Source organism: Bacillus cereus group sp. MYBKT14-1, from assembly GCF_051915185.1.
GTDB classification, from domain to species: domain Bacteria; phylum Bacillota; class Bacilli; order Bacillales; family Bacillaceae_G; genus Bacillus_A; species Bacillus_A cereus.
The window spans coordinates 131965-157126 of record NZ_JBQAEF010000006.1; the positions used below are offsets into that span (position 1 = coordinate 131965).

Consider the following 25162-nt stretch of genomic DNA (forward strand, 5'->3'; position numbering starts at 1 on the left):
TTACGTAGGTTGTCACATTAGCGAAAAGTGTTGTGAAGTTCGTTATCCATTCTCTCAAACTCTTGGGCTACTGAATGAATATTATCGATCGCTTGTTGAAAGGCAGTGGAAAATTGTTTCGTAAAATCTAACATTTGTTGATTCGCTTCTTGTGCTTTGGAATTAACAGATAGTGTTGTACGCGTCGCCTTTGTTATAGAACGATTTGTTGCACTTTGGATTATATTCGAAGCTGTTCTCATCTGCGTAGCAATTTGTTGTGCCGTTTGAAAATTACTTTGAAATTGTCCCATCACTCAAATCCTTTCTCTAATTTTCAGAACATGCCAAAGAAATCCCAATAAATATATGAAAATTCCCTATCAATATCACTCTTTTTAAACGTGTGTCCAGCTAAGTTGGGCATGCAATCAAATGAGCCATACAATATAAGCTGTATGGCTCATTTGAAATGCTTGTTATATAGAGTATGACAATTTTTATTTCAAACCGAAATTACGTGATAATTCTTCATCATGAGAAGCAACAGCTTCTGCAGTTTTATTAAGCTGCATATTAATTTCTTGTAATAGCTGTGCAAAGTTTTGTACTTTTGGCTTTAATTGATTGAACTGTTGATCAAAACCTTCGAAAGCACGACCTTCCCATTCTCCTCTTAATTCATTTTGTAAATTTTGTAGTTGACTTAAAATGTCCTCAATTTGATTTGCACCTTGTCCATATCGAGCTGCTTTCGATTTAAGCTCCTCTGGTGACATACGAATTTGTCCAGCCATTTTCATTTCCCCTTTAATACATAATGAGCAAAATATAAATTGGTTAATTTTACTAAATATATTATAATGTATTATTTTGAACTTTTAAACGTTTTATCTTTCTATTGAATATTAGAATATGAATATTCAATTCTAATCATTAAATATCCTACTTTTTCTAGATTTACAAGATTTTATGCAAAAAAAGACCACCAAAAGGCAGTCCCTCAAAGCTCAATTCCATCCCGCGCTCCACTACTTTCTCATACAAATAATTCGCAACGATAATATCTACTACAGCCAAACTAACTGATTTGAAAATAGTAATCTCTTCATCATTTTCGCGTCCGTTTTTTCCCTGCTTAGGATTTGTCCAAGTTCGGCGTGGAGACTGCTAGTTTTATCGGAATTTGAAGATCATCTGTTTCTAGATCCTATTCAATTAAGCAATCCTACAAATGTATAATCAGGATTAATGTATTCTTCTGGATAAAAACAGCCAATATAGTCATACATCACAAGTTCTTTAATCCCAAGTTTTTGTTTTCTTCCATAGTTATTTATGTGAATTCAGCTCGTTTTTTTGTTTTGGGTGAAAAAATTTTTTAACTTGATAGCAATGTGGTGCTGCCCCTATTAGGCAAATTCGACAAAGAAAAAACACCCAAAGGTGCCTTCCTCCCACTTGAACCATCTTAATTTTATTGTGTTGTTATTATATAAGAAAAGAAGACATCGCTTAAGATGTCTTCTTTTACTTGTACAATTGGTGTTAAGAAGGTATTTATTGCTTAAAAACCATAAAAAAATATAACAATCATCGAGTAAAACTATTATAGCATCAATAAATAGAGTTTTTATATGCATTTTTACATATATATAGATTTGTTTATGTTTTATCTATATAGTTAAATTGTCTGTTTCTTGTTTTAATTCGTTTGTTTATTTTGAGTGCTCCAGCAATGGAGCCTTTTTTTATGCAATAAAACATTTTCTTAGCATTACTTAGTTGATCTATATTAACTTTACCCTCTTAAATTATATCTATATTTTACCAAATAATTATATAGATAACCAGTTTTTTCTAATAATCTAGTGAATTGATAATTTTAATGTTAGTTGTTAATACCCATAGAAAAATTCATTATGCAATGAAAATTGAGAAATCAAGAATTATAAAAAACTTATAGTATCTTTTGTAAAAGTATATTTATAATTTGTATATTAATATGTTATAATTTAATTTCTAAAACTACCAAAAAAGGACTGCCAGTAATGGTGGTCTTTTTTAAACTGGTGAGATTGTACTAGGTTGAGCAAAAAAATGGAACCGAAAAAATTATTTCTAATGAAGATAGCCTTCTTATGATGAAGTTTCATTCAGTGGATCTGCAAGCAAACATAAAAGAAGGAAAAAATTACAATTTTACTTTACGTGGATATAGAGTACCTATACTTTCATGGTTTCCAAATTTAGATGGTGCCGAACCACAAAATTAGCACTATTCTTTAATAAAAAATCCTACTCATTTTTTAATGGGTAGGATTTTTTATTAAAGAGCTATTTCGTATTAATTTATGCCATCATTTAATATGCTATTTTTAAATGTTTTCCAAATTTGATAACTTATTATCTAAATTTCTAAATTCTATACAGCACTATCATTTAAACAATTATTAAATATATCTTCTATCTAAAACATCGTATTATCATTAGCTGCTTCACTTGGAATCTCTTGAATTACATCCCAGTGTTCGACAATCTTTCCATCCTTGATACGAAATATATCCACTATAGCAACTCCCTTATCTTGAGAATTAGTACGAGAATGTACATGAAGAGCAACTGTATCCCCTTCAGCTACTACACGTTTAATCTCTGCAGAGGAATTAGGATTTTTAACAAAATCCTCCTTAAAGAAATCCATGAAGGCTTTTCGTCCATCAGCAACAAAAGGATTATGTTGCTTATAATCTTCGCTAACATATTTAGGGATAATATCGATATTATGTTTGTTAAAAACTTCATTATAGAAATCAACTACCATCTTTTTATTCTTTTCATTTTCTTTTACTTCTTTTGATACAGAAGCGACATTCTCGCTCTTAATTGAGTTACCTTTGTTATTACCAGTGGAAGCTTGATATACCAAAGTCGAAACTACTCCTAAAATAAATACAGAAATAATTGTTATGATTAAACTTTTCTCTAATTTCATATATACCTACCTCTTCTACTTAAATAAGTTTTCTTCTATAAAAAGCTTGAAGAAGGAGAAACCTTCCCCAAAATGTAATGTCAGAGGTAATGTTAGGAATTTCATTTATCCTAACCTCCCCCTATACAAGGCATATTAGAAACGATTCATTCTAACTTAATACCTCATTAACAGTTGCACTGTCCACAATTTGAATAAACTTCTTAACCTTATCGTTCTCATCAAACTTATAAAGGTGACAAAAATCTGCTATGAACGATTTCCCTGTAGCTTTATATGTCCCACTATATTTTCCATACACGATAACAGTATTGTTATTAAAAGCATAGATTTCATCTTTAGCGCTATAGTCATCCCATTCTGTGCCAAGACGTTCATGTACGTTTTTCACTACTTCATCTGGACCTATATAAGTACCTGCATATGGAAACCCAGCAGCTTCTGTCCAAGATACATTTTCACTTAAATACGTTTTGAACGCATCCAATTTCCCTTCGCCAGTTAACACATACGTTTCATGTAATAGCTTTTGATATTTATTCATATCATTAACCCCAAGGCATTTCTTTTGTTACAACTTTTGCACTTAATTCTAATACACCTTTATTTGCATAGCCTGGATATGCTGCTTCAAGTTTTGCCACAAAATCTTTTGAAGTTCCACTTTCCTCAGAAGCTTGAACCGCAGTTCTTAGATAATCCATTGTCGCAGTAAGTGCTTGATTATTTAGGGATTTTTCAATTGATCCATGGCTAGGTACAATTATGTCAGCATGTAACGCTTGTAATACTTTCAAGTTCTCAATCCACGCCTCCATAGTCGCTTTTGAGCTAGTATCCGCTAAGAATACATGTATTTCGTTAAAGACATCAATACCACCAATTAATACTTTTAGTTCTTTATTAAATAGGCTAGTTCTGTAATGATCTAAGCCTACTAGTTCAAATGTTAACCCCTGAAAATCAATCACTTTTTCTTTAAACACTTGAGGTAATACCACGTTACTTGGTGCATTTTCTCCAAGGGCGTCTTTCCAAACTTTTAATTTCCCTAAGACAGAATGAACGATATGTTCAACAGTAGACTCTGTTGCATACGCTATAGCTTCTGGGTAAACGGCTTTAATGCTCTCTAATCCAAAGTAGTAGTCTGGATCCCCATGAATAATAAAGATTTTATCTAAAGATAAGTTATTTTTTTTCAGATACTCCACAATTTCTTTCGAATCAGATTGAGTAAATTTTGAGTTTATTAAAAATGCATGTCCTGCTTTCTCAACTAATGTTGCTGTGACCATAAAGCTTTTTTCGTCCGAACTAAACACCGTTAATTTCACATCTTTTTGATTTGTATCGATTGTTTTAAACATAGTATGTTATTCTCCTTTTGTTAAAGTTATAAACTAATTATCATATTTTTATCTTGTTCCGATAAAGTGAAACTTTAATCAGTGGGGGTTTTGTTCATCCCCCACTGATTATTAGCCCACACCAATCGGACTTTTACGGACAGTTGATCCCCCACCTAACTTCTTTGCTTCCACTGAATTTTGAGGTGGGGGTCTTACTGCCCGTTAAAGCGGGATAAAATCTCCCACTCCCATTTATCTGAAAGTGTAATAGTACTGGCGAATATTCCGGAGATAAATGTCAGGTGGCTTAAGATAACATGTTTGCTACTATATCCTAAATTTTCTTAATATAAATTTTTAAAACGCGCTTCAATTTTATCCGGCGTCATTACGCCACCACCAATAGGAATAATTTGATTATCCTTTTGTAAAAGTAATGAAGGATAGCTATTAACACCAAGCTGTCGAACTTTATTAAAATCATTTTGGACATCTATTATTGTTTCTTGAGCGTTTAAACGTTCTAATACTTGTTCAGGGTCCAGACCATGCTCGATTGCAATTTTGCGATATGTTTCTGGATCACTCAGACTTTGGCCCTCATAATAAAACGCTTTTTGCATAGCCGAAGTGAATTCTAATAAACGGGCTGGCGCTAATGAGCGTAAAGCTGAAAAACCAATTGCAGCATCTTTCGAATTCATTTTAAAAGTCCCTTCCTCCACCAATTTTTGATAGGAAGGACCAAATTCAGCACCTGTAAGTTGATTAATTCTTTTATTTCCTTCTTCTATATATGAGAAGTGTTTCATTGGTAAATTATCCAAAAATAACCCTCCACATAAAACCGTTAATGGTACTTCAGTGTGGTTTTTGTAAAATCCTTTAATACTTTCTGAAAAACCATAGCACCATCCACAATATGCATCCCATACGTAAATAAGATTATCTTGTTTCGTCTCCATTTAAATCTCCTACCTTTTTTTATTATCCAGCTCAACTAAATTTTTGGTTTATATAGGTACATCTTTTTATACCTTATTCTTTTTTAGATACCTTACTATATTTCCCCAAAACTAATATTTCCAAAGAAAGATCCACCAAGGTTTTTAACAAAAGATAACGTTTCACCTTATTGCCCCGTAACAGAAAATACTAAAGCTTAGAATATGCATCGATTTGAATGTGTTAGTAACTTTCTACACCGGGTGGCAACGTATGGACCACCATCCTTAATTAAATATATAAATCATATTTTTAGCAGATATTAGTTGTAACTAAATTGATTACATCTTTATGTAACTATTTTAGTTACAACTAATATAGAAGTCAATTCTTTTTTTCGAAAACATTAAATTTCTACATTAATCTACAACTAATCCCACTCTTTACAAAAATATATCAACGATTATTCGATTATATCGATCGTAACTCCGAATATATCAACGTTTCGACACAACATATCGATTTACCGACAAATTTCGAGCACGTTATCTCCTAAACTAACAACCAATCCCACACCCCAACGCAAAAGAAAAAAGCACCAGGTCCCCCTGGTGCTCTCCCTCTAAAACAAATGACAAGCCACCTGATGCCCTTTCGCAATCTCAACCATCTTCGGTACTTCCTGTGCGCATTTTTCAGTGGCGAATTTGCAGCGCGTTCTGAATTTGCAGCCGGACGGTGAGTTGAGCGGGCTTGGTACTTCTCCTTGCAAAATGATCCGTTCTTTACCAATGTTTGTTGGATCTGGTTCTGGCATAGATGAGAGTAGTGCTTGTGTGTATGGATGTGCCGGTTTTGTGTATAAGTCTTCGCTGTCGGCAATTTCTACTATGTTTCCTAAGTACATGACTCCGATGCGGTCTGATATGTGCCTTACCATTGATAGGTCATGTGCGATGAATAAGTATGTGACTCCTGTTTCTTCTTGAATGTCTTGCAGCATGTTTACGACTTGCGCTTGGACTGAGACATCTAGTGCTGAGATTGGTTCGTCACATAGGATAAAGTCTGGTTTTACAGATAGTGCGCGCGCGATGCTAATGCGCTGGCGCTGGCCCCCGCTAAATTCGTGCGGGTAGCGATATAAATGTTCTTCTTTTAAGCCTACCTTTTTAAGCAGGTCTAATATGATTTCTTTTTGTTCTTCTTTTTCATAAGATCCATGAATGTTCATTGGCTCACTAATAATTTGGAATACGTTCATTGCCGGGTTTAATGATGCGTATGGATCTTGGAAAATGATTTGCATTCTTTTTCGATATTCTTTTAGTTCACTTTCCTTTAAACTTGCGATATCTTTTCCGTCGAATAAAACGTTACCTGAAGTGACGTCGTGTAAACGAATGATGCTTCTTCCTGTCGTTGATTTTCCGCAGCCAGATTCTCCTACTAACCCGAATGTTTCACCTTTTTTAATTGTAAAGCTTAAGTCATCGACTGCTTTTAATTGCTCTGTCTTTCTGCCGAATAGTCCTTTTTTAATAGAAAAATACTTTTTTAAGTTCCGAACTTCAATTAAGTTTTCTTCATGCATGGAAATCACCTACCGCCCTATCATTTAACCAACACATAGAACGTCTTTCGTTTCCGATTTCAAAATATGGCGGACGTTCTTTTTCACAAATGTCCATCGCATGCGGGCAACGCTCTGCGAATGGGCAACCTTGTGGTGGGTTTAATAAGTTTGGCGTTACACCTTGAATAGGAGCGAGCCTTTCCTTTACGCCGTTCGATATTTTTGGCAGAGAGTTTAATAGCCCTTTCGTATATGGATGATTCGGCGCTTGGAAAATATCAAGTACAGGTCCTTCTTCCATAATAAGCCCGCCGTACATAACGATGACGCGCGTACAGTTTTGCGCGACAATTCCTAAGTCATGCGTAATAAGAAGTAACGCCATATTCGTTTCGTTCTTCAAGTTTTTCATTAAATCTAGTATTTGTGCTTGTATCGTTACATCAAGTGCAGTCGTCGGTTCGTCAGCAATAAGAAGGTCAGGGTTACAAGACATCGCCATTGCAATCATAACCCGCTGCTTCATACCACCGCTTAGTTCATGCGGATATTGTTTTACCCTTTCTTCTGGTGACGAAAGGCCGACTTGCTTTAACAAGTTGATTGCGATCTGCTCTGCTTCTTTCTTTTTCACTTTTTGATGACGTATAATTACTTCCGTCATTTGTTTCCCAATTTTCACGACTGGATTTAGCGCTGACATTGGGTCTTGAGAGATAAGTGAAATTTGATTTCCTCTAATAGAACGTAATTCTTTTTCAGATTTAGAAAGTATGTTTTCATTATGAAAAAGGATTTCCCCTTCTTTCACTTTTCCTGGTGACGTAACGAGAGACATAACAGACTTCGCCATTACACTCTTCCCGCTTCCAGATTCCCCAACGATACCAACTACTTCTCCTTTATTTAAGCGAAATGTAACGCCGCGAACCGCTTCAACTTCGCCACTTTCTATGAAAAAAGAAGTCTTTAAATTTTTCACTTCTAGTAGTTTTTCAGACACGCTTCTCACTCCTTTCACTTAACACTTTAGTTTTCATGTCCGGCTCCTTTTGGTGCGAAAGCTTTCTTCAATGCTTCACCAATTACGTTAAAACTAAGTACCGTTAAAAGGATAAGGAATCCTGGGAAGAGTGTTAAATACCAAGCTTCACCAATATATCCTTGCGCATTGTTTAGCATGCTGCCCCAAGAAGAATCTGGTTCTCTAATACCTAAACCTAGGAAACTAAGTGATGATTCCATTAAAATCGATGTCGCAATCGTTAATGTCGCGGCGATAATAATGGTTGATAAAATGTTAGGAATGATATGTCTTACAATAATCATAAGTGATTTTTGTCCTGATACTTTTGCGTATAAAACGTACTCACGCTCTTTTACAGATAACGTTTCTGCCCTTACAATACGGGCGGTGTCCATCCATGTTAGTAATCCGATAATAAGAACTAACGTCGTAATTCCTGGTTTTAAATACGCATTTAATAGTAGCATTAAAAAGAATGATGGAATTGACATAAGTACTTCAACAACTCGCATTAAAAAGTTGTCTAACTTTCCGCCAAAATATCCGCTAATTGTTCCAACTGCAGTACCGATTGTAATAGAAACAACCATCGCAAGGAAACCGACCGCAAGTGAAACTCGTCCGCCATATAACGCTCTCGTTAAGTAATCCCTTCCGTAATCATCCGTTCCGAAAGGATGACTCATACTTGGTTCTTGTAAGCGATCTGGAATCGACATTTTGCTAGGATCGTACGGCGATACGAATGCGAAAATTGATGCGACCGTTAAAATCGCAAGTATAATAACTCCCATTGCAACAAACTTATTTTTCGTAAAGCTATGTTTTATCGTTTGAAATCTCCTATTATTCATTCCAAATCACCCCCTCATTCGAATGCGCGGATCTACTACGCCATATAAAATATCAGCAATTAAGTTACCGAGAATTAACATAAATGATGATAGTAATGTAATTGCCATGATAATCGGATAATCAAATCTAAAAATAGCATTTACCCCAAGTGAACCAAGACCCGGCCATGAAAATACTGTTTCCGTAATAAACGCTCCGCCTACTAAACTTGGAATCGATAATCCGAAAATTGTAATGATCGGTATTAATACATTTCGAAGTACGTGATTAAATAACACTGTTTTCTTTGAAGCACCATACGCATATTGAATTTGTACATATTCTTCTTCTAATTGCTGAATCGTACTTGAACGAATATATCTCATATAAACAGATACGTTTTGGAACGCAAGCACCATGCAAGGTAAAATACCGTGTTGCACAATATCCCAGACAGAATCTTTACCTACGGTGCGCATACCCATACTCGGAAGTAGGTTCAATTTTAAAGAGAATAAGTAGACTAATAGTAGTGCAAACCAGAAAACCGGCATAGAAATACCAACGTATGAAATAAAGTTTACAATGCGGTCAAAGAATGAATTCTTTTTCACACCTGTAAATAGTCCAAGTGGTATTGCGATTACGAATGAGACGAGTAAAGATGATCCCATTAATCCAATTGTTGCAGGTAATCTTTCTGTGATAAGTTCCAAAACAGGACGATGATTTTGAAGTGAGTAACCAAAATTTCCTGTTAAAATGTTTTTTAACCATAAAAAATACTGCACGTAAATTGGTTGATCTAGTCCTAAACTTTTGCGAATACGCTCCACATCAATTGGACTCATGTTTGGCGTTACAAAGTTTCGAACGGGATCCCCCGGCGCTAGCTTTATTAATAGAAAAGAAATAATAGAAATAACAAATAAAAGCGGAATTGCATTTAAAAGCCTCTTCGCAATTACTTTATACACAAACTTCCCCCCTCAAGCTAAAGAAGCTGATTTCCACCAGCTTCTTTATTGTTTCTTATTTCACTTCATAAATCTTAGATAGATCTTCAAACATTGTGACAGGAATTGCTTTCGCTTCTTTTAATCCATCAAACTTTTTATCTACTGCAATAACTGCTTTCGGATACGCGATTGGTAGATAAGGTACGTCTTCTCTCGCTGTCTCTTGAATTTTATGGTATAGCTCTGCGCGTTTTGTTTTATCTGTTTCAACTGCAGCTTCTTCCCATAACTTATCGAAATCAGCGTTTTTATATCGTGCATAATTGTATTCAGCATTACTTAAGAATAAGCTCTTATATGAATCTGGCTCAGGTCCCATTATGTAACCACCAAATGTAATGTCATATTCTTTATTCTCTTTATCTAAGCCTTTTTCACTTGCTGCACTAGCATCTAATGCATTTAGTTCAACTTCTAAGCCAACTTCTTTTAATTTTTGTTGTGTATAAAGCGCTAAGCTTTCCATGATTTTATTATTCGTTACATACATCACACGTACTTTTTCGTTATCTTTCACGCCAGCTTTTGCTAATAAATCTTTCGCTTCTTTTTTATCATACTTATAGTCTTTAATATCTTTCGCATAATACATAGCGTCCGGCGTTAAGATTGAATTTGCTGGTTCTGCAAATTCACCCGAAACGAATGCTGAGTTAATCATTTCTTTTTTATCTAACGCATGCGCAATTGCTTGGCGCACTTCTTTTTTCTTCATCAAATCTGTATTCATGTTATAAGATAAGTAGAATAATCTACCTTCAGGGAATGTCACCATTGAGAAGTTCCCAGTGCTATCCAATTTCTTAAAGTCTTGCGGCTCAATCATTTTCATGTTGATTTGACCATTTTGCAGTGAAACATTTGCTGTATTACGGTCTTTTACAACGCGGTATACGATAGAGTCTAATTTAGCTTTCCCACCTACATAATCATCAAATCGATCTAATGCAACGTACTCATCTGATTTATACTCTTTAAACTTAAACGGTCCTGAACCTACAGGCTGTAAGTTTTTCTTACTCTTCGCTAAATCTGCTTCCCCTTCAAATACATGTTTCGGAATTGGGAAGAAATCATTCATCACACCTTCAAAAGATGCGCTTACTTGTGGTAAAACGAATTGAGTTGTTAACTCATCTACCTTTTTCACCTCAAGGGGTTTCCCTTTAAAAATAAAGTTTTCACGACTTGAGCTATTTTGCTTCTCATCCAAAATAGATTGGAATGTAAATGCTATATCGTCTGATGTAATTTTCTTACCATCATGCCATTTCAAATTATCTTTTAACTTCAGTGTCCACGTTAATTGATCTTCTGAAGGCGTAAAGCTCTCAGCAAGAACAAACTTTTTCTTACCGTCTTCCATATGATATAGCGGCGCATATAAAGCCTGCTGCACAGTTAATGACACACGATCATTCGCATAAAGCGGATTCATCGTATCTGGATTATCGCTAACACCAATCGTTAACGTTCCTCCATCTTTCGGAGTCCCTGATTTACTAGTTCCTGCTTGCTTCGAATCTTTTTCCCCTGAACAAGCAGCTAATGCAATAAATAATAGTAGGACAAATGGTAATACAAACAACTTCTTCTTCATATTTCGACCCCTCTCGACTATTTACACCTATAAGAAAACTCGGAATTAATACCGAGTTTTCTTATAGGTTTTAAATTACCACTACCCGTATGTATTGTCAAACTTTTTCGCAAAGGTAGAAAGTTTGTAATCTATTAATGCATTCTTGCGATAAACTATATTTATGCGGAGGAGAAAATAAAAAGACCACGAATAAGTAGCCTCATAAAATGAGTTAAAAAACTATCAACTTACAGAAACCCCCTCTAAAATGATTGTTTTATATGATCGAAAATGTAGAATGAAATTAAAGACAAAAAACACGTTTAGGAGGTTATCATGACATTTGATGAATTGAAAAAAAGACCACCAAAAGGCAGTCTCAAAACTCAATCTTATTCCCTACTCCTTGCTCCACCGCTTTCTCATACAAATACTTCGCAACAATAATATCTACTACTGCCAAACCAACCGATTTAAAAACAGTAATCTCTTCATCATTTTCGCGTCCAGCTTTTTCTCCACTTATAATTTGACCAAGTTCAGCGTGAATGGCGTTTGCTTTGAATAGACCTTCTTTTATCGGAACTTGAAGGTCTCCTGTTTCGTCTAGTGCTGCTTCTTTTGATTCGACTACTACTTTGTTTGCTTTAGCTATGGCATGTGAGGGTAGTTCTTGCATGCTCGGTCTGAATGAGCCGACGGCGTTTACGTGGACGCCTTTTTGTAGTGTTTCTGAGAAGACTGGTGTGGATGCATTCGTAGTTGTGACGATAATGTCTGCTTCACGTATTGCTTCATTTGGATCCCTGTAAACGTAAGCTGGTTTACCTAATTTCTCTTGTATATATTGCGCAAATGCATACGCTTTTTCTTCTGTGCGATTGTATAAAATGACTTTTTCGATATCTCTAACCGCAAATATTGCTTCAGCAATTCCTTTCGCTTGTTCACCCGTGCCGATAATACATAAAGTTTTTGCGTTATGACGAGCTAAATATTTTGTCGCTACTCCTGATAAGGCGCCTGTTCGGATCATCGTTAAGTACGATCCTTCTAAAAGTGCGAGCGGTTCTCCCGTTTGAAAGTCTGATAGCATCACAATCCCGTTGATCGTTTTCTTTCCTACCTGTTTATTTTGCGGGACTACCGTTACTATTTTTACTCCAAGTGCCTCAAGTCCTTCCGCTACTGAAGGCATAATTAATGCCGTATTTTGCTCGTTCGCAAATGGTAATGAGCCTCTTATTGGTGTAATTGTTCTTTCTGCGGAAAATTCTTTTAAAGCAAGCGCCGCGTATTCAATAACTTCATTCATATTTACTAAGTTTCTTTGTTCGTTCGCGCTTATAACTAGCATATCTTTCCACCCCCTCCTTCTATCCTAACAAAAACCCTCGGTTCAAATCATCTCTCGGCTCTACTACAAATTGATGAAATCCCGTAATAAATGCCTGTCCTGTCACTTTCGGAACGACAGCTTCATATGTACCTACCGCTGTTACCGACAATACTTCTCCCTCGAATTTCCCGTCAGTGATGCATTCATGAATGAATGTTTCTCCTTTTTGCAAGGCAGCTTTTTCAAAAAGAGTTGCGATTCTCGCAGAAGTTCCTGTACCGCAAGGAGAACGGTCTACTTGCCCATCAGCAAAAATCGTTACATTTCGTAGCGTAGCACCTTTGTCTTTCGGTTCATCTGAAAAAATAACGCCGTATATTCCTTTCAATCCTTCTTCAAGTGGGTGTTTCACTTCCATTTTGCTCTCTATATAATGTTTAATTTTACCGCCCCACGTTTGAATAGCGGGCAAGTCTTTAAAATCAACTTTCAAACCAAATTCTTTACAGTCTACTACAGCGTAAAATGCTCCTCCAAACGCAATATCTACTTGAAATTCATAGTTATCTATTTTAATAGGAACGTCTTTTTTGTATACAAATGAAGGAACATTTTCAAATGATACAGATTCTACTTCACTCCCGTTATATGTTGCATACGCAATGACTTCTCCGGCTGGGCTATCAATAATGAACTTTTGTTTTTCCCCCTTTACTTCAAACATGCCTGTTTCAATTCCGACTGTAATGACAGCGATAATGCCATGACCACACATCGTACTCCAGCCTTCATTGTGCATAAATAACACACCAAAATCAGCGTGAGCACTTGCAGGCGGGGTAATAATACAACCGTACATCCCGTGATGCCCCCTCGGTTCATACATCAGAACTTCACGAAGGTAATCCAAATGTTCCATACAGTAGGCGCGTCTTTCCAGCTGCGTTTCCCCTTTTATTTCTGGCACACCGCCCGTAATAATTCGAAGCGGCTCCCCAGCTACGTGTGCATCAATCGTTGTATATATTTTACTAACCTTCATTTCGATCTCTCCCCTATACGTTGATACTCTTTTCATTGCAAATATCATGCCAACGCATAGGGTATAAATTTGTATGCATTGTTTAGAAAAACATACACTACTGTCTATTTTTTTATACACTGTCCAGAGGCTATGTTATGGGGGCCCCCTTGATACAACCAGTCTTATTATTTTCAATGTAAAGTTACTTCGTCCCCCAACATATACTGTTCAAAAGCAAAAAGGAAGTGATCCCATGTATTACGGAACAAAGGGCTGGTACGTAGCTGAACTAAAAAAATTAGGTGTGCGCTATCATGAAGGAAGAAAACTAGAAAGTTACCGCGGACACATATTACGCAATTTATTAATCGCACAACAAGAAAAATTAAAAGAACAGTAATAGATTCTCCTATCACAATATCAACTTATCGCCGCCTACAAACTGCCAATCAATCACACATTAAACTACACTAAAAAGGTCACCCAAACGGGTGACCTTCCTTTCTTATTCACAAACAAGAATTTGTCTAGTAAATGATCCTTTTCTTGTAATACAGCGATCTGTAATTTCAAATCCTGCTTCATGGATCATGTCATCCATTGTTTCCATCGTGACAACGACTACTTTTTTCGCGATGCGGCGCGCACTTGAAAGAATGGAGAGCTGGTCTTCTGGTGTGGCATGCGTAAATAAGTCGTACGGCATATCGATAATGGCAACGTCGTAGTTCTCAGTAATTTCTTCAATTGGTCCTTTTGTTACTGTTCCTTCAAATCCGAAATGTGCGATGTTTTTTCTCGTTCCAAGAACTACAAGTGGATTAATATCTCTACCAACGATATTAATCCCCATAGAAAGTGCTTCTACTACTACTGTTCCAATACCGCAGCACGGATCAATTGCTCGTACTCCCTCTGGATTTGGTACAGCGATATTTGCAACTGATCTCGCAACACGTGTGCTAAGTGATGTCGAATAGCTATGCGGTTTTTTTATGTGATGATACCAAACTGGTTCGCTTTCTACATAGTGCCCGAAGTACCAGCGTCCTCCAAGAGGAACAATCCCGAATACACGCTCTGGATTACGAACATCCGCTTCTCCTTCAATATGCATGCCAAGGTCTCGTTCAATAAGACGTCTTTCTCCGTATTCAATTTTATTCTCCCCAACGAGGTCATTGATTTTAACGAAGATAACTTTAAATGTCGCTCCCGCCAAATCAATTTGTTCCACTTGTTTTAAAATGCTTTCTAAGTCGTCCCCTTCATACATAACTTCAATTCGCTCTTTCATAAACGCACTTCTACTCGGGTCAATTTTGACATCACTTTTTAAAATATTAACGTGGGACTCCATTCCAAAGAACGAGCGCATTTCCAAGTAACATAAAGCACGCTCCTCCTCACGAAATGCATACGTATATATACAGGCAGGTGTTTTACTATGATTATTCAATCTATTATCATCCTCTATCGTTTAAAGTTGTTCTAATTACAATTACTCAAATACTTTTGTATATAAAATTAAATGATATCATATGCCGGAAATAAAGAGAAACGTTAATAAATAAAAGAGACTGCCAAATGGCAATCTCTTATTATTTATTAACGGAAAGAAGACACGTTGTTACCCATTTCTTCATAGTAATCTAAAATGCCTTGATAAATTGCTTCCGCTGCACGTTGTCTCCATTCTTCAGTAGCTAGTTTTTCACCTTCACCTTTAGCATCGATAAAACCTAGTTCAGCTAAAATAGCAGGCATTGTATTGTATTTCACTACATAGAAGTTTTCTGTCTTTACACCTCTATCATTTGATTGAATTGCTTGTACTAAACGTTTTTGTACTTTTTCTGCTAGTACACGGCTTTCTTCTGAGTTTGGATTTGTTGCTGATCTGTAGTAGAACGTTTCTGTTCCTTCTACTTGTTCATTAAACCCGTTTGCATGAATACTTACGAAAATATCACCTTTATTTTCTTGTGCAAATTCTACACGTTTTTTCAAAGATTCACCAGGGGTATTTCCCGGACGCGTATCATCATTACGTGTTAATAAGACAGTAAATGGTGTCTTTTGTTCAAATAGTTTTTGTACACGTAAAGATGTATCTAATACAATAGCACTTTCATCCATTTTCACACCAGAATGACCTGGATCAACTCCACCATGACCTGGATCAATGATAATCGCTTTGCCTTCTAAGAAATTACCTTGCTTCACTGGATTTAATTGATTTTTATTAACCCATTGGAAACCAGCGCCCATGCGGATACGAATCCAGCTGCCGTTCTCTTCAATAACAGTTACTTGCTGTGCGTTATGTGTTCCCATTACTTTTGACGAAGAAGAAGCTTCTGCATAAGTAGTGAACCCTTCATTAATAACTTCTGTTTTCTCTACTAAAGGTGTCCATTTATCACCGTTACTTGTTGCAATTTTGATCCATCCATCTCGTTCTTCTTTAATTTCAACCATTTGTGGATTATGCTGATTTGCACTAATCCCAGAACTTAATGATGGTGCGTGATATGTAATGAATTTTCTATCTATGTACATTTTCTTTGTTTCTACTGGACGATCACTATTCTTGCTAAATTTATCTGTTTGCGCAGTAAGCTGAGCTGCTTGTTCACGCGTAATAGAATCATTCGGTTTCCAGCCATTCTCTGTACCTAAAGAAAGTTTTAATTCTACTAAAATATTAACTTCTTCTTTACCCCAATGATTCTCTAAATCAGCGAATTTTGTAGGAACTGGTCCTGTTACTTTGCTTTTCAGATTATATGCTCTTACAAGCATAGCTGCCATTTCAGCACGAGTTACTTTTCCTTCAGGATCAAATACTCCTGGTTCTCGCCCTTTAATAATATTCTCTTTTTCCATGGCTGCAATAAATGAAGCTGCCCAACTATTTTTTGCATCATTATAAGACGGCTTTGCATTTGGATCTACTTTAGCACCAATTGCTGTTGCGATAATCTTTGCTGCCTGGGCACGTGTTAAATTTCCGTATGGCATAAAGTTACCATCTGGCATACCGTTAATTACATTTCTCTCTACTAAATAATAAATTGCGTCTTTCGACCACGCACTATCTGAAACATCAGGAAATTTCTTCGTTTCTGCTAAACTACTAATTGGATGTGCTAGTAAATTTGCTGCTAATAAACCTGCGGCTATTGCTTTGTACTTCATGAAAAATAAATCTCCTCTCAAAACTTCATATTCATACAATTTTTTTAATCAAGCTAACTAAAAAATATTAACTATTAATTAATTCCTTTCATAGTGTATAACATTATATATCTATAGTAAATACGTTTCCGGTCGTATAACAAAAATCGCATATATATAACTTATAATGAATGTATATAAAAAACTTTAATTAGCCCTCACCAATCGGGCTTTTACAGGCAGCCCGGTCCCCATCTAACTTTTTGCTTTCGCTGAATTTTGAGGTAGGGGTCTTACTACTCGGCACATAGCGGGATAAAAAAGCGATTAGAACATGTCTCCTAATCGCTTTGCCAAATAAAAAGCTGATTAAAAATAATATCTTTAATCAGCTCTCTATTATCTATGAAATTATTCTTCAATTAAATTAGACATTACATATGCATACACTAATGCTTCTGTATGCGCAATAGAACTTTCATGTGTACGTTCAAATGCGTGAGAAGAATCAATACCCGCTCCAATTAACGCATGTTTCACATCAAATCCCGCGCGAATCGCAGCTGATGCATCAGATCCGTAGTATGGATAAATATCTACTTTATATTCAATATGATTCGTTTTCGCAAGCTCTACTAAATGTTTACGCAGTGCGTAATGATACGGGCCGCTAGAGTCTTTTGCACAAATAGATACTGTATATTCATCAGATGTTTGTCCATCACCTAACGCTCCCATATCAACTGCTAAGTATTCAACAGTTTCTTCCGGAATGTTAGAATTACCACCGTATCCAATCTCTTCATTATTAGAAATTAAGAAATGCGTCGTATATGGTAATGTTACGTTTTCATCTTGTAATCTTTTAATTAATTTTAATAAAATCGCAACACTTACTTTGTCATCTAAATGACGTGATTTTATGTATCCACTCTCTGTAATTTGAACGCGCGGATCAAATGAAACGAAGTCTCCTACTTCAATTCCTAATTCGCGTACTTCATCAGCTGAAAATACGCGCTCATCAATACGAACTTCAATATTTTTCTCATCGCGTTTTGCTTCACCTGCATCTTTATATACATGTACAGATGTTTGATGCATTAAAATCGTTCCTGTATACGTCTTGCCACTTGATGTTTCAATTTCGCAATATTCCCCTTCTACAGAGTTCCAGCGAAATCCACCAATCATAGAAAGACTCAGGCGACCATCAGGCTTAATTTCTTTCACCATCGCACCTAACGTATCAACGTGTGCCGTTAATAAGCGGTGCTGCGCATCATTCTTCCCTTTTACCGTTAAAATAAGAGCTCCCTTATTATTACGTTTCGTTTCTACGTTCCACTCACTGACATAGTTTTCAATGAAATTAATAATTTTTGCTGTATTTCCAGATGGACTCGGAATAGAGACAAGCTCCTTAATCAGTTCCATCGTTTCTTTCGTATGATGTGCCATTGTCGTTTCCTCCTCATTTTCTCTACTATTCAGTATACAAAATTCGCCAGAAAACCTCTACTTATATAGCTTAATTTTCTAAATTGTAGTAAAATTCTTTTTAGTATACAAAAGGAGTCCTGAAATATGAATATATCAAAAAAATATATACACATTGCACTCATTTGGTTTTTAGCATCATTATTTTGTTTACAAATCTCTTATGCCATTCATACTACTACTTCTATTACAATCGGCTGGATATTAACAGCTATCTTCTTCATTATTAGCTTCATTGCAACAAAAAAGCATAGCGTTACTCATTAACGCTATGCTTTTCCTATAAAACTATTCTTCTGAAACGTCTAATAAATAAATCCCTCTTTCAAATCCACCGCGCTCTATCTCTTTTTGCTTACGAAGGCGTTCCACATCTTCAATCGATGCACCTTCTGCACGTGCTAATGAAATGATAACCTCTAGCGCATCTGCAAGAGAATCTAGTGCATGTTCGCGTTCTTTCATAGAAGCAAATTCACGAATTTCTTCCGTTCCAATTTTCGCTAAAGCTTGTATGTAGGCTTGTCCTGTTAATTTTTGTGCTGTATACGTTTTTCCAGACATTAAAATCTTCTCTGGAACACGATCTCTTACTAACTTGTTATATGCTGACATCATTCATCCTCCTATATTTAATAACATCCGAGCTCTGCTTTATAGAAAAACCATTTTTTCTTCACGCACTTAACATATCAATTCCTGATCCATGTGCTCTTACATGTGGAAAGAAATAGTGCTCTAAGTCTTCGTCCTTACCATATAGAGTTTGATACTCATCTGGAATCGCTTCTTTTTTCACATCTTTTTCTTTCGTCACCCCGTCAGAAAATGCAACACTTGGATATCCCTCAAAAAACAACGCAGTCCGAACTGCCAAAGATGGTGTACTATGCAAAGCAGAATATGTAAGCAAAATAATAGTGATAACATCGATCATTTTCTTCATGTATTACTCCTTAAAAAAAGTGCTAACACAATTATACTAAAATGTGTTAGCACTTTCTCCCCTTTATCCCGAATTAACGAGCTAATAATCAGTGAGGAATGGACAAAATCCTCACTTCACTTTATTCCCCTTTAAATGCTGGTAAACGTTTCTCTAAAAACGCAGCAATTCCTTCTTTATGATCCGCTGTTTGTCTCATTGCATATTGACCACGCTTTTCTAATTGCAATGTTTGCTCTAAATTAGAGCGATTTACTTCACATAAAATTTGCTTCGTTTGAATCATTGCTTTAATCGGTTTTTGTGACCATTCATTAATCTTCTGCTTCACAGCCGTTTGGAAATCTTCGCTGATTACTTCATCAATTAAGCCGATATCAAGCGCTTCTGTCGCTGATAATTTCTTACCTTCCCAAATAATTTGCTTCGTCATATTTTCACCGACACGCTTTTGAAGGAAGAAATGACCGCCTCCATCTGGAATTAAAGCGATTCCAATAAAGTTCATTGCAATAACAGATGATATATCCGCCATTACATAATCAGCTGTTAACGCAATACTTAATCCAAGACCTGCAGTTGGTCCATGAATTGCACTAATAACAAGCTTTGGCATCGTATATAATGTCACGACAACTTCAGAAATGGTATTCATAATGCCATCAAACTTACTTTCATCATTACTTGAAAGCATCGATTTAATATCCCCACCCGCAGAAAAACCACGGCCGTTCCCGCATAACACAACGATATGCGCAGAACTTTCCGCTACTTCTTTCAACTTTTGTAATAACTCTTTTAAGGTCGGCTCATCCAACGCATTTAACACCTCTGGGCGATTGACCATAACCGTTGCAACGTGGCCTTCATATTTCACAACGACAGATTCTGTTTTACTTGTTATTTCCATTATATATACCCCTCTTTTCTCCATAAAGATTATACTTATATAATTATAGAAAACCACTGAAAAATCCTTCTTTTTTTCTCAATTTTCTGTCTAATAATCTCGCAATTTGTACATATACCGTATAAAACATACAATTCCGTTGAAAAATATAGAAATTAAAGTCGGTTTATCCATGCTTTTCATCTATTTACCATTACAATGAAATGGTGTATTCTTAAGTTTGATAAAAAAACAAATATTGAAATTCATTCGCCTTACTATGTAAAAAAGGCTTTATACCCATCTTTTGGGTGTTGTAATAAAGGAATGAAGAACTGGAGGAACATATGGTTAATAAGTTGAAACAAACGGATAACTACTTCCCACATTTCCTATTGCTATTCATTGTGTTTCAACCAATTTTAGATTTATTAACATCTTTTTCAATCTATATACTACACATGAGCGCAACAGTTGGAGTTGTAGTCCGTTTCGCCTTTATGCTTCTTGCATTAGGATACCTACTTCTTCATCACAAACAACAAGATGCGAAAAAGTACATCCTCTATTTATGTTTACTTGGAATCGCACTCGCAATCGGTCTTGTAAATAATATGATGGTTAAATCTCCAGTTTCATTTGGAGAAGAAGTTAAATTCATCTTAAAGAGCGTATATCCAATTGTGCTACTGTTTGGATATATTATCGCCTTTAAAGAGCTAAAAAATAAAGAGTATGTATTCCATAAAATCATTACATATTTCTTATATGCAACTTTAATTTTAAGCATTACAATGATTGTCGCAATGCAAACTGGAACGGATTTCCCAAGCTATCCTCACTCAAAAATCGGTTCAAGAGGTTGGTTCTTCGCTGGAAATGATTTAAGTTCTCTTTTCGCCATTATGTTCCCAATCATTGTCTTATATTCGATTCATAAAACAACTTCTTTCTCGAAAATATATTACTGGATTCCAACAATACTTGAGATGTATGCAAGTATTATGGTCGGAACGAAAGTCGGATATGGCGCAATTGTTATTACATTAGGCGTAGCACTTTTCTTCTCATTCATTGAATATATGATAAATCGTAAAAAAGAAGGAAAAGGATTCACACATATTGTAAATACCGTTGTTGTCGCAGTTATACTAGGAGGTTTAATTGCTCTTACACCGCATACTCCTATCGCAAAAAATATGGGCATTCACATGCAAATATACGAATACAAAAAATCAGTACAAGAAGAGAAAGATCGAAAAGAAGGAAAAGTAATTAAAGCAGATCCAGAAGATGCAAAAAAACATGCAAAAGGTGAACTTACAGATTCTGAAGTAAAAAGTTTAATTTACAGCGATCGCGACAAATTCTTAAAAACATACAAACAGTACTATAAAGACGCACCGCTTTCACAAAAACTATTCGGAATGGGTTACGCTGGTAACTACACAGATAAAATTAAATTAATTGAAATGGACTTCCATGACCTATTTTTCGCATTTGGAATTATCGGTTTCCTTATTTACTTAATACCACTTCTATACTTTGGTATTACATTATTCATCCGCATGATCACAAACTTTAAGAAAATCATGAGCGTAAAGTATATGCTATTAGCGAGCACACTCATTCTATCACTTGGCATTGGCTTTATGTCTGGCCACGTATTAACAGCGCCAGCCGTTAGCATTTTCTTCGTTGTTATACTCGCTTATATCATTGTTGATTTTGAAATTGAATAAAAAAGAAGGTGCTACGAAATATTAGTAGCACCTTCTTTTTTATTTAATTAATGTTTTACGTACTCTAAGCTTTCTTTTGCAATATACGCTTCTGTTACAGTAGGATTATCTGAAATAACTTTAACCCACGCTTTTCCATTTATTATTTCTTCACCAGTAACTGTAACAACTACATTTGTATTTAAACGATACAGTCGCTCATTTGATATACTAGGATTCTTTTTCACTTCCACGTTATTCATCACACGTGCAAGTTTGTACTTGTTGTACTCTTTTTTACCTAAATAAGAATCAAAACGGTTCATATGCCCCGCTACTTTTTTACCCCAGTTCGCATCAGATGCATATTTCGCATTTAAACCAGCAGCTTTATCACCTGTATATGTTGCTGTATAACGCCAATGTCCTGGATTTAAATATCCTTCATTCATGTATAATTTTGCTGCATGTTCAATACAATCTTCTTTTGAATTAAATGCTTCCCCGTTACCATATGGGCTATCGTCTGTTGCTTTTAAACCAAATAAATTATTTTTGTCTTTTGCAAGAGCGCTTGTTCCATAATAACTTTCATGAATTGCTAATGAATATAAGAATAATGCATTTACATTATACTTGCTTTCTACTTCTTTAAATTTCTTTCCTAAACCAATTAATGGAGAGTCTGGCTTAATCGATTTCACATAACTATCTAGTTGTTCAGCTGTATAATCTGTTTTCGAACGTAATGATAAATAATTGAAATATTGATAGAAAGTTTCGTCTCCGAATGTCTTTCCATCTACACTATACATTTGCTGTCCTTGCTTCATGAAAGAAGGTGCCACACCATATCTAAATTCTGTATATCCAGGTGAACTTGTATTATATGTATAATATTTATGGTATAAATATCCATCTGATTTCACATAATAAGACGACTGTTTCATTTCATTTGTAGGAATTAAAGTGATTTCATTCTTCTTCACATAACCTGTCAAACCAGAAAGTTGAACTTTCACACGATCTTCGCCAACTTCTAACACTTTCAATTCTGTTCCATACTGAATATACGTATATACTGTTGCTAAATTCTCATCATAAATATTAATGATGTTTTGCCCAGTTATTCTTTTCGCACTTGCAAAACCATCTTTAATCCATAAAAATTCGTTCTCATATTTTACCGCATTCATACCTTTATTTTGAGCAGCCGTAACCGCTTCTTTATACGTATTATAGCGCTCTACTTCTTGCTCTGTTCCGTTTTCTCTTACATTTGTCACAACATATTTCTTAGTTTCTACAGGATTGGTATTTCCGTTTTTTTCAATCGTCTGAAGCATGCGATCCAACATAGCTGAAGCCATTCCTCTTGTAGCTGATAAATGTGGTCTAAATGTATTATCTTCTGGATACCCTTTAATAATTTGAGTAGCCACCATAACTTGCACATGCTCTTTATAGTTAATACTATCTTTATCAGTAAAGGTAAGCGGACTTACAGCTACTTTAATATTTTTATAGTCTAACGCTCGCTTTACCATGATCGACATTTCTTCACGTGTAATCACATCATTTGGTGAGAACGTCTCGTTCGTACGACCATTAATAATTTTCGCTCCATATGTTCTACTTACACCATCATATAAACCGTAAGTCTTCGGCACATCCTCGAAATTCGAATCAGCTTTCGGTAAATTTAAAGCCCTTGCTATGAATGTAGCAAACTCTGCTCTTGTTACTAATTTATCAGGCGCATATACATTGTCTCCATACCCCATTAAAACTCCTTTAGTAATAAGTGAGCGCATATGCGTCTCAAACATATGTCCTGTAATATCATCATTTGCCGCATAACTTGAAATAGGAGTTAAAAGTAATGATCCCGTTAATGCCACTGCTGTTATACCTTTTGAAAAAGTCTTCACGGTTATCCTCCTCGTAATCTACGAATTTATTATCACAAATTTGATTATATAATAATCGCAATCATTTTAGCATGATAAATAGGAATTAAAATAAAACGTTTTTGTAATTAGAATTTTCATTACATTCAAAACAAATTAAAAGACACTTTACTTTTTTAATAAAGTGCCTTTTTCCATATAATCAATGAGTTTCTTTGTTGCCTGTTTGCCTTGCAACCGAAGCTCATCTATTGTCAATTGTAACTCTTGCTGCACAGTTCCTTGTTGCATTAATTGCCTTTTCGCAATTTCATATAAATATTCAGCACTCCATTCGCCATCCACACTTCCTATAACTGGCTGATTCACTTGACTTAAAAACGAATCAATTTTCGGATCGTATGAAATCCCGACCATTGGAGTTTTGGCTACAGCAGAAAAAACTAGTGCATGAAGACGCATACCAATTAGTAATGAACATTGTGATAAAATGAATATTTTCTCGTCGATATCCATTTTATATGGAAGCATATACGTCTCTTCTCCCATTAAGTCTACTACTTCACGCGAAGCTTTTTGATCAAATGGCTCATGCATTGGAACAAATAGAATTTGGTATCCTTCTTGCTTTAATTTTTTTAATGCCGCAGCTAATTTTTTTATATAATCTTCTTTTGCATTCCAATAACGCACACTAACCGCAATTACTTTTCCATGTATCGAATGCTTTTGCAACCAATCCGATTGTTTTGTCCGTTTCCATGTTAAAACAGGGTCTGGAACAATTTCAATATCGTTTTTTATGCCAAGTTCTTTTAAATATAAAAACGAATCCTCATCTCGAACTGATACATAGGAAGCTTTTGACAAGTTCCATTTTACTAATAGACGATTATATCCTTTTGTAATTGGACCTATTCCTTGTGAATAAATATAATACGGCTTTTTTAATAATCGAGCGAGTCCCATAATACCCGTATAATATAGAATACTCTTCGTACTTGTCTGATCTTGAAGAAGGCTCCCGCCACCGCTAATAACTCCATCACTGTTTTTGATTGCATGATAAACAGCTTTTATATCCCAGCGATCTACCGATTCTACACCATACATTTCCTTTGTATATTTAGAATCATTTGATAGTACTACTAGTTCTATATCCGGGTTCTCTTTACTTAACGATTCAATAATTGATTGTAGAATCGCCTCGTCTCCAACATTATAAAAACCATAATATCCTGATAAGACTAAACGCACCCTAAATCTCCTCCAAAACTAGGTAACCGTTTATTTCATCTAACATAAACTAGTACCCATTCCTTACCTAAACACTTGATACCCTAC

General features: G+C 35.6%; 23 protein-coding genes and 3 pseudogenes. 3 read left to right on the forward strand and 23 right to left on the reverse strand.

Annotated elements, in window-relative coordinates:
* Window positions 1-17: 17 nt before the first annotated feature.
* The 15 genes and pseudogenes from ACTFO4_RS16935 to ACTFO4_RS17005 form a co-directional block, all read right to left on the reverse strand.
* On the reverse strand, window positions 18-293 hold the full coding sequence (locus ACTFO4_RS16935; protein ID WP_016121983.1) for a TIGR04197 family type VII secretion effector: 276 nt from the start codon (window positions 291-293) through the stop codon (window positions 18-20).
* 186 nt (window positions 294-479) lie between these two features.
* Window positions 480-776: a WXG100 family type VII secretion target gene (locus ACTFO4_RS16940; protein ID WP_000918591.1), complete on the reverse strand. Its 297-nt coding sequence runs from the start codon at window positions 774-776 to the stop codon at window positions 480-482.
* A gap of 163 nt (window positions 777-939) precedes the next feature.
* Window positions 940-1157, reverse strand: a pseudogene (locus ACTFO4_RS16945) (hypothetical protein); the annotation flags it as partial.
* Between the two features lie 51 nt (window positions 1158-1208).
* Window positions 1209-1325: pseudogene (locus ACTFO4_RS16950) on the reverse strand (DUF4176 domain-containing protein); the annotation flags it as partial.
* 1124 nt (window positions 1326-2449) lie between these two features.
* On the reverse strand, window positions 2450-2974 hold the full coding sequence (locus ACTFO4_RS16955) for a nuclear transport factor 2 family protein (protein ID WP_000764214.1): 525 nt from the start codon (window positions 2972-2974) through the stop codon (window positions 2450-2452).
* Window positions 2975-3125: 151 nt separating this feature from the next.
* Entirely contained in the window at window positions 3126-3518 is a 393-nt protein-coding gene (locus ACTFO4_RS16960) for a nuclear transport factor 2 family protein (protein WP_001046359.1), read from the reverse strand.
* A 4-nt stretch (window positions 3519-3522) separates the two neighbouring features.
* Entirely contained in the window at window positions 3523-4344 is an 822-nt protein-coding gene (locus tag ACTFO4_RS16965) for a hypothetical protein (protein ID WP_025686887.1), read from the reverse strand.
* 326 nt (window positions 4345-4670) lie between these two features.
* The gene (locus tag ACTFO4_RS16970) at window positions 4671-5291 is read right to left on the reverse strand and encodes a DsbA family protein (RefSeq protein WP_326234556.1); all 621 of its coding nucleotides are present in this window, start codon (window positions 5289-5291) and stop codon (window positions 4671-4673) included.
* A 602-nt stretch (window positions 5292-5893) separates the two neighbouring features.
* The gene (locus tag ACTFO4_RS16975) at window positions 5894-6865 is read right to left on the reverse strand and encodes an ABC transporter ATP-binding protein (RefSeq protein ID WP_440013978.1); all 972 of its coding nucleotides are present in this window, start codon (window positions 6863-6865) and stop codon (window positions 5894-5896) included.
* Window positions 6858-7850, reverse strand: a complete 993-nt coding sequence (locus ACTFO4_RS16980; protein ID WP_001291156.1) for an ABC transporter ATP-binding protein — start codon at window positions 7848-7850, stop codon at window positions 6858-6860. The genes ACTFO4_RS16975 and ACTFO4_RS16980 overlap by 8 nt, the downstream gene beginning before the upstream one ends.
* 26 nt (window positions 7851-7876) lie before the next feature.
* Window positions 7877-8728 carry an ABC transporter permease gene (locus ACTFO4_RS16985; RefSeq protein WP_001065278.1) on the reverse strand — a complete coding sequence of 284 codons (852 nt, stop codon included), beginning with the start codon at window positions 8726-8728 and terminating at the stop codon, window positions 7877-7879.
* Window positions 8729-8734: 6 nt separating this feature from the next.
* Window positions 8735-9685, reverse strand: coding sequence for an ABC transporter permease (locus ACTFO4_RS16990; protein ID WP_000278778.1), 951 nt, complete (start codon window positions 9683-9685; stop codon window positions 8735-8737).
* 55 nt (window positions 9686-9740) lie between these two features.
* Complete coding sequence (locus ACTFO4_RS16995) at window positions 9741-11327, reverse strand: ABC transporter substrate-binding protein (protein ID WP_006919772.1); 1587 nt, start codon at window positions 11325-11327, stop codon at window positions 9741-9743.
* 361 nt (window positions 11328-11688) lie between these two features.
* Window positions 11689-12666 (reverse strand): ornithine cyclodeaminase family protein, encoded by a 978-nt coding sequence (locus ACTFO4_RS17000; RefSeq protein ID WP_061456842.1) that lies wholly within the window; start codon window positions 12664-12666, stop codon window positions 11689-11691.
* Between the two features lie 19 nt (window positions 12667-12685).
* Window positions 12686-13690: a proline racemase family protein gene (locus ACTFO4_RS17005; protein ID WP_243820893.1), complete on the reverse strand. Its 1005-nt coding sequence runs from the start codon at window positions 13688-13690 to the stop codon at window positions 12686-12688.
* Window positions 13691-13796: 106 nt separating this feature from the next.
* Between ACTFO4_RS17005 and ACTFO4_RS17010 the strand changes: the two genes are divergently transcribed.
* Complete coding sequence (locus ACTFO4_RS17010; protein WP_115609907.1) at window positions 13797-14072, forward strand: YflJ family protein; 276 nt, start codon at window positions 13797-13799, stop codon at window positions 14070-14072.
* Between the two features lie 105 nt (window positions 14073-14177).
* Here the strand turns inward: ACTFO4_RS17010 and ACTFO4_RS17015 are convergent, their stop codons facing one another.
* The 3 genes from ACTFO4_RS17015 to ACTFO4_RS17025 form a co-directional block, all read right to left on the reverse strand.
* Window positions 14178-15131, reverse strand: coding sequence for a TRM11 family SAM-dependent methyltransferase (locus ACTFO4_RS17015; protein WP_001059319.1), 954 nt, complete (start codon window positions 15129-15131; stop codon window positions 14178-14180).
* Window positions 15132-15280: 149 nt separating this feature from the next.
* Window positions 15281-16873 carry an N-acetylmuramoyl-L-alanine amidase gene (locus ACTFO4_RS17020; RefSeq protein WP_440013975.1) on the reverse strand — a complete coding sequence of 531 codons (1593 nt, stop codon included), beginning with the start codon at window positions 16871-16873 and terminating at the stop codon, window positions 15281-15283.
* A 390-nt stretch (window positions 16874-17263) separates the two neighbouring features.
* Window positions 17264-18313 carry a M42 family metallopeptidase gene (locus ACTFO4_RS17025; protein WP_000930086.1) on the reverse strand — a complete coding sequence of 350 codons (1050 nt, stop codon included), beginning with the start codon at window positions 18311-18313 and terminating at the stop codon, window positions 17264-17266.
* Between the two features lie 126 nt (window positions 18314-18439).
* On the opposite strand from ACTFO4_RS17025, the gene ACTFO4_RS17030 reads away from it, so the two are divergent.
* A complete protein-coding gene (locus ACTFO4_RS17030; protein ID WP_001027083.1) occupies window positions 18440-18619 on the forward strand; it encodes a hypothetical protein in 180 nt (59 codons plus the stop codon).
* 21 nt (window positions 18620-18640) lie between these two features.
* Here the strand turns inward: ACTFO4_RS17030 and ACTFO4_RS17035 are convergent, their stop codons facing one another.
* The 3 genes and pseudogenes from ACTFO4_RS17035 to ACTFO4_RS17045 form a co-directional block, all read right to left on the reverse strand.
* Window positions 18641-18967 carry a nucleoside triphosphate pyrophosphohydrolase gene (locus tag ACTFO4_RS17035; protein ID WP_001277350.1) on the reverse strand — a complete coding sequence of 109 codons (327 nt, stop codon included), beginning with the start codon at window positions 18965-18967 and terminating at the stop codon, window positions 18641-18643.
* Window positions 18968-18984: 17 nt separating this feature from the next.
* Window positions 18985-19298 (reverse strand): annotated as a pseudogene (locus tag ACTFO4_RS17040) (hypothetical protein).
* A 121-nt stretch (window positions 19299-19419) separates the two neighbouring features.
* Window positions 19420-20232, reverse strand: coding sequence for an enoyl-CoA hydratase (locus ACTFO4_RS17045; protein WP_128809345.1), 813 nt, complete (start codon window positions 20230-20232; stop codon window positions 19420-19422).
* A 302-nt stretch (window positions 20233-20534) separates the two neighbouring features.
* Here ACTFO4_RS17045 and ACTFO4_RS17050 point away from each other — a divergent pair, with 302 nt between their 5' ends.
* Window positions 20535-21929 carry an O-antigen ligase family protein gene (locus ACTFO4_RS17050; protein WP_440013972.1) on the forward strand — a complete coding sequence of 465 codons (1395 nt, stop codon included), beginning with the start codon at window positions 20535-20537 and terminating at the stop codon, window positions 21927-21929.
* Between the two features lie 47 nt (window positions 21930-21976).
* Here ACTFO4_RS17050 and ACTFO4_RS17055 read toward each other — a convergent pair whose 3' ends face one another.
* Window positions 21977-23839 (reverse strand): S-layer homology domain-containing protein, encoded by a 1863-nt coding sequence (locus tag ACTFO4_RS17055; protein ID WP_440013970.1) that lies wholly within the window; start codon window positions 23837-23839, stop codon window positions 21977-21979.
* Between the two features lie 147 nt (window positions 23840-23986).
* Window positions 23987-25075: a polysaccharide pyruvyl transferase CsaB gene (csaB, locus tag ACTFO4_RS17060; protein WP_061456839.1), complete on the reverse strand. Its 1089-nt coding sequence runs from the start codon at window positions 25073-25075 to the stop codon at window positions 23987-23989.
* Window positions 25076-25162 lie beyond the last annotated feature (87 nt).

Excerpts from the sequence above, each read along its gene's own strand:
- ACTFO4_RS17000 (WP_061456842.1), bottom strand. The coding sequence starts at position 12,666 with ATGCTAGTTATAAGCGCGAACGAACAAAGAAACTTAGTAAATATGAAT.
- ACTFO4_RS17045 (WP_128809345.1), bottom strand. The coding sequence starts at position 20,232 with ATGGAGAAAAGAGGGGTATATATAATGGAAATAACAAGTAAAACAGAA.
- ACTFO4_RS16940 (WP_000918591.1), bottom strand. The coding sequence starts at position 776 with ATGGCTGGACAAATTCGTATGTCACCAGAGGAGCTTAAATCGAAAGCA.
- ACTFO4_RS16970 (WP_326234556.1), bottom strand. The coding sequence starts at position 5,291 with ATGGAGACGAAACAAGATAATCTTATTTACGTATGGGATGCATATTGT.
- ACTFO4_RS16960 (WP_001046359.1), bottom strand. The coding sequence starts at position 3,518 with ATGAATAAATATCAAAAGCTATTACATGAAACGTATGTGTTAACTGGC.
- ACTFO4_RS17020 (WP_440013975.1), bottom strand. The coding sequence starts at position 16,873 with ATGAAGTACAAAGCAATAGCCGCAGGTTTATTAGCAGCAAATTTACTA.
- ACTFO4_RS16935 (WP_016121983.1), bottom strand. The coding sequence starts at position 293 with ATGGGACAATTTCAAAGTAATTTTCAAACGGCACAACAAATTGCTACG.
- ACTFO4_RS16955 (WP_000764214.1), bottom strand. The coding sequence starts at position 2,974 with ATGAAATTAGAGAAAAGTTTAATCATAACAATTATTTCTGTATTTATT.
- ACTFO4_RS17005 (WP_243820893.1), bottom strand. The coding sequence starts at position 13,690 with ATGAAGGTTAGTAAAATATATACAACGATTGATGCACACGTAGCTGGG.
- ACTFO4_RS16965 (WP_025686887.1), bottom strand. The coding sequence starts at position 4,344 with ATGTTTAAAACAATCGATACAAATCAAAAAGATGTGAAATTAACGGTG.
- ACTFO4_RS16985 (WP_001065278.1), bottom strand. The coding sequence starts at position 8,728 with ATGAATAATAGGAGATTTCAAACGATAAAACATAGCTTTACGAAAAAT.
- ACTFO4_RS17030 (WP_001027083.1), top strand. The coding sequence starts at position 18,440 with ATGAATATATCAAAAAAATATATACACATTGCACTCATTTGGTTTTTA.
- ACTFO4_RS17035 (WP_001277350.1), bottom strand. The coding sequence starts at position 18,967 with ATGTCAGCATATAACAAGTTAGTAAGAGATCGTGTTCCAGAGAAGATT.
- ACTFO4_RS16975 (WP_440013978.1), bottom strand. The coding sequence starts at position 6,865 with ATGCATGAAGAAAACTTAATTGAAGTTCGGAACTTAAAAAAGTATTTT.
- ACTFO4_RS17025 (WP_000930086.1), bottom strand. The coding sequence starts at position 18,313 with ATGGCACATCATACGAAAGAAACGATGGAACTGATTAAGGAGCTTGTC.
- ACTFO4_RS17050 (WP_440013972.1), top strand. The coding sequence starts at position 20,535 with ATGGTTAATAAGTTGAAACAAACGGATAACTACTTCCCACATTTCCTA.
- ACTFO4_RS16995 (WP_006919772.1), bottom strand. The coding sequence starts at position 11,327 with ATGAAGAAGAAGTTGTTTGTATTACCATTTGTCCTACTATTATTTATT.